Source organism: Mixta sp., assembly GCF_024610815.1.
GTDB classification, from domain to species: domain Bacteria; phylum Pseudomonadota; class Gammaproteobacteria; order Enterobacterales; family Enterobacteriaceae; genus Mixta; species Mixta calida.
In genome coordinates, this window is the sequence record NZ_JANION010000023.1 from 1 (window position 1) to 4640 (window position 4640).

The 4640-nt window shown below is 57.3% G+C and carries 3 protein-coding genes; 1 reads left to right on the forward strand and 2 read right to left on the reverse strand.

Annotated features, from left to right (window positions below; translation table 11 throughout):
* The first annotated feature begins 289 nt into the window (after positions 1-289).
* Entirely contained in the window at positions 290-772 is a 483-nt protein-coding gene (locus MYY08_RS01195; RefSeq protein ID WP_038624141.1) for a YlaC family protein, read from the forward strand.
* Positions 773-806: 34 nt separating this feature from the next.
* Here MYY08_RS01195 and MYY08_RS01200 read toward each other — a convergent pair whose 3' ends face one another.
* Positions 807-2216 carry an aminotransferase-like domain-containing protein gene (locus MYY08_RS01200; RefSeq protein WP_038624140.1) on the reverse strand — a complete coding sequence of 470 codons (1410 nt, stop codon included), beginning with the start codon at positions 2214-2216 and terminating at the stop codon, positions 807-809.
* 106 nt (positions 2217-2322) lie between these two features.
* Positions 2323-4407: a putative bifunctional diguanylate cyclase/phosphodiesterase gene (locus MYY08_RS01205; RefSeq protein ID WP_288012619.1), complete on the reverse strand. Its 2085-nt coding sequence runs from the start codon at positions 4405-4407 to the stop codon at positions 2323-2325.
* Positions 4408-4640: the final 233 nt, after the last annotated feature.

The following is a 4640-nucleotide window of genomic DNA, read 5'->3' on the forward strand; positions in this document are numbered from 1 at the left end:
CTTCTGCGTCACATAAATGATTAATTTATAAGACTTAACTCAAATTCTTCTCTTGACCGGCCAGCACGGGGTTTATTCGCCTTTCCTTTCCCTGAATAGAGTCCGCTTACCGAAGAATATTTGCTTTTTTACACCGCATACGGCTAAGGTTGATGTTGCCGCCCAGTCCCCGTTTGTTACTACTTTGCATAAACTGTTATAGCTTTTTTGCTGAAATCTGTTTCTGTCATCCTTGCTACACTCATGGTTTAATTTCGCTCTCGTTGGCTTCAATGACCGAGGTAAAACAATGGATGCCATCAAACAGATCCTGCTGCGTGAAATCGATACGCTGAATCGTGAAGAGCTGCGCGATAACAAGCCGCGCTTTAGCTTCAATTTTCTGAAGACCCATCCCGGCCTGTGGCTGACGATGTATATTTGCTATGCCCTTTGCGTTGCGCTGATCTTTACAACCGACTATCTGGGCTGGCCCGCTTTCTGGGGCGCGACCGCATTCGTGCTGCTGATGAGCTTTCTGATGCTGCTGGATATCAATCCGAAATATCGCTTTGAGGATATTGATACGCTGGATTTGCGCGTCTGCTACAACGGCGAATGGTATTACGTGCGGACGCTGTCAGACGCGGCGGTGAACGACATTCTCAATCATCCCTCCACGCCTGAACACGTTAAGGCGGGCATTGATAAACTGCTGACGCTGAAAGGCGAAGTGGATTTCTATGATGTCTACCACCTCACCTGGGGCAACAAGCCCGCTGCGGCGGTCTGACCGCAGCCTGGTCTGAAACGGGCCGCGCGCTTCGCTACATCATGGCGGCGATCAGGCCGCCAAGAATCGCCGCCGCCGCCTCCTGCGCGTCATCCCATGGCCAGGCGGTATTAAAGCGAAAATAGTTCTCATACTGCTGACCCGACGAAAACATGCTGCCCGGCGCGATGCTGATGTTGTGCTCCAGCGCGCGGTAGTAAAGCTGCGTCGCGTTGACCTGGCGCGGCAGTTCAATCCATAGAAAATAGCCGCCGCGCGAATCGTTAATGCGGGTGCCGTAAGGCAGATGCCGCTTCAGCGACTGGCGCGCCAGATTTTTACGCTGCTCCAGCACCTGACGTAGCTTGCGTAGATGACTGTCGTAGCTGCGCGTGCCGAGATAGTTCGCTAACGCCAGCTGCATCGGCGCGCTGGTGGAAAGCGTGCTCATCAGCTGCAAACGCTGAATGCGCTGGGCGTGTCGTCCCGCCGCCACCCAGCCGACGCGAAATCCGGCCACCAGGTTTTTAGAGAATGAGGAACAGTGCAGCACGCCGCCCTGACGATCGAAGGCTTTCGCCGGCAGCGGCTTATCTGCGCCGAACCAGAGCTCGCTGTAAACGTCATCTTCGATCAGCGCGACCTGATGCTCCGCCAGCAGTTTTACCAGCGCCCTTTTTTTCTCCCGACTCAGGGTGAAACCCACCGGATTTTGCTGGTTGGTCATCAGCCAGCAGGCTTTTACCGGCCAGCGCCTTAACGCCTGCGCCAGCTCGTCCAGATCCATGCCGTGCTGCGGATCGGTAGCGATCGCCACCGCTTTCAATTTAAGCCGCTCGATCGCCTGCAACGCGCCATAAAAGGTGGGGTTCTCCACCACTACCCAGTCTCCCGGCTCCGTTACCGCCTGCAGGCTGAGGCTCAACGCTTCCATCGCGCCGTTGGTAATGACAATCTCATCCGGCGATACGGTAATGCCCTGCTGCGCATAGCGACGCGCCAGCGTTTTGCGCAACGCCTCGTTGCCCGGCGGCAGATTGTTAATGGCGTCGCGCGGCGTCAGGCTATGGGAGACATTGGTCAGCGCGCGCATCAGCTGGCGCTGGGGAAAAAGCTCCGGGTCGGGAAAGGCGGAGCCGAACGGAACGATCAGCGGATCGCGGCACGCCTGTAACACGTCAAAAATAAAGGCGTTGATATCAACGGTTTCCGCCAGCTGTACCTTCTGATGAGTGGTCGGCTGGCTGAGAAATTCCGCGCGCGGCGCCACATAGTAGCCGGATTGGGGGCGGGAAACAATAATGCCCTGACTTTCCAGCACCTGATAGGCGTGCATCACGGTCATTAAACTCATCCCGCTCAGGCTGACCTGATCGCGCAGCGAGGGCAGTTTTTCACCTGGCTGCCACACTTCGGCGTCGATTTGCGCCTGGATTTGCTCCACCAGCTGAAGATATTTCGCCATGAACTGTTATAGGCCTTTAGATAATAACTGGCGGCTATTATAGTTTCTTCAGCGGATAAGGGACAGGGCCCCGCCCTGTTTATCAGCGCGGGGTCGGAGCGCGGCGTCAGGCTACCGGATGGGTATTTTCTTTACAGACAAACTCTTTCAGTTCAGGCACGCGATCCGGCGGGATCGGTTTGCCTAACAGATACCCCTGCAAACTGTTGCAGCCGAGGTTGGTGAGAAAGGTTTGCTGTTCGGTGGTTTCCACCCCTTCCGCCACCACCTTCAGGTTGAGCGACTGCGCCAGCGCCACAATCGCCGAAACGATGGTGGCGTCGCCGCTGTTCTCCCGCAGTTCGTTGACAAAGGCGCGGTCGATTTTCAGCTCGCTGGCGGGCAGGCGTTTGAGATAGAGCAGGCTGGAATAGCCGGTGCCGAAATCATCAATCGAGGCGCGCACGCCAAGGTCGGTCAGCGCGGTCAGAATGCGCACGCTTTCATCCGGGTCGCGCATGGCGGTGGTTTCCGTGACTTCCAGCGTTAGCAGATGCGGCGGAATATGGTGCTGTTCCAGCGCCGTCACCACCGTCTCCACCAGGCTGTTCTGTTCAAACTGTAACGCCGACAGGTTTACCGCTACCGACCAGTTTTCATGCCCTTGCAAATGCCAGCTGCGCAGCTGACGGCACGCCTCGTGGATCACCCAGTTGCCGACATGAATAATCAGGCCGCTTTTCTCCGCCAGCGGCAAAAAAACATCGGGCGACAGCAGGCCGCGCTGCGGATGCTGCCAGCGCAGCAGCGCCTCAAAACCGACTATCGGGCCGCTCGGCGCGGTATATTTCGGCTGGTAAAACAGCCGCAGCTCATCGCGTTCCAGCGCCAGCCAGAGATCGTTGACCAGCTGCAACTGACTTTGCGCAATGGTATTCATTGAGGGCTGGAAGAAGTTGTAGCCGTTGCGTCCGTTGTTTTTGGTGTGGTACATGGCGGCGTCGGCGTTAAACATTAGCTCGCGCTCATCGATGCCGTCGCCCGGATAAACCGCGATGCCGATGCTGAGCGACACCATCAGCTCGTAACGGGAGATCACAAAGGGCTTTTCTATCAGCTTAACCAGCGCATCCGCGATGGCGGCGGCGTCGTTCGGATCTTCCATCTCTGTCAGCAGCACAAATTCATCACCGCCCAGCCGCGCCAAAGTGTAATGGCCGGTCATGTTCGACGTCATGCGCTCGGCCACCGCCACCAGCAGGCTGTCGCCGATATGGTGGCCGAACGCGTCATTAACCGCCTTAAAACCGTCAAGATCCATAAACATCAGGGCAAAATGAGAGTTTTCACGCGTCGCCTTATTAATCGCCTGATCGAGACGATCTTCCAGCAGGATACGATTGGGCAGGCGCGTCAGGTTATCGTGTAGCGCCAGCTGCGCCAGCTCGCGGTTGGCTTCCGCCAGCGACGAGGCGAGCATAGAGGTGCGCGCCTGTAGCCGCGCATCAAGCATCGACACTAACAGCGTGATGCCGAGAATCGAGACTGTGACCACCGCCACCAAAATCGCCAGCCAGTTACTGTTCACGCCCTGATGCATAGCGTGGCTGGAGGTGGGAAAACCGGCGGCGGCCATCCCGGTGTAATGCATCCCGGCAATGGCGAATCCCATTACCACCGCCGCGCCGGCGCGCAGCAGCGTCAAACGCCCAGGCCCCTGCCGCAGCCGGAACGCCAGCCAGAGCGCAGCGCCCGACGCCAGCAGCGCAATCACTACCGAGAGCGCGATCCAGCGCCAGTCCCAGACGATGCCAGGCTCAAACATCAGCGCCGCCATGCCGAGATAGTGCATCGCCACGACGCCGCTGCCCATCACCAGCGCACCGAGGCCGAGCCGCATCACATGCAGCTCACCGTAACAGACGATCCATAGCGCAAAGACCGAGGCGGCGATGGCGATAATCATCGACAGCAGCGTCAGCGGCCCGCTGTAACTCATCATCATCGGCATATTCATCGCCAGCATGCCGATAAAGTGCATCGCCCAGATGCCAATACCCATGGAAAACCCGCCGCCGAGCAGCCAGACGCGCGCGGCCAGCCCGCTGCTGGTCACCACGCGCCCGGCCATATCCAGCGCGGTATAGGAGGCGAGGAAAGCGACGATGATGGAGACGACCACCATGAGCGTATCGTAAGAGGTTGCCAACATAGAAATTCCTGCGAATTAGCTCCCGTCAGGGAACGCTGAAATTGAAAGAATAAAAGCGCAAGGTTAATTGGCCCGTTGACTAAACTATCGGCAATTTCGTACCAATGCTTATCATCGCGTCCATGAATAAAAAAGATTGCCGGGAGTAATAAAATTGCCCTCGCTTTACTCCTCGCCGCTGGCGCACGCTGCTACGCATGAAGGTTTTTTCTTCCGGGCAGGCAGTCGACACC

Coding starts and splice junctions, on each gene's coding strand:
- MYY08_RS01195 (WP_038624141.1), top strand. CDS start 290: ATGGATGCCATCAAACAGATCCTGCTGCGTGAAATCGATACGCTGAAT.
- MYY08_RS01200 (WP_038624140.1), bottom strand. CDS start 2,216: ATGGCGAAATATCTTCAGCTGGTGGAGCAAATCCAGGCGCAAATCGAC.
- MYY08_RS01205 (WP_288012619.1), bottom strand. CDS start 4,407: ATGTTGGCAACCTCTTACGATACGCTCATGGTGGTCGTCTCCATCATC.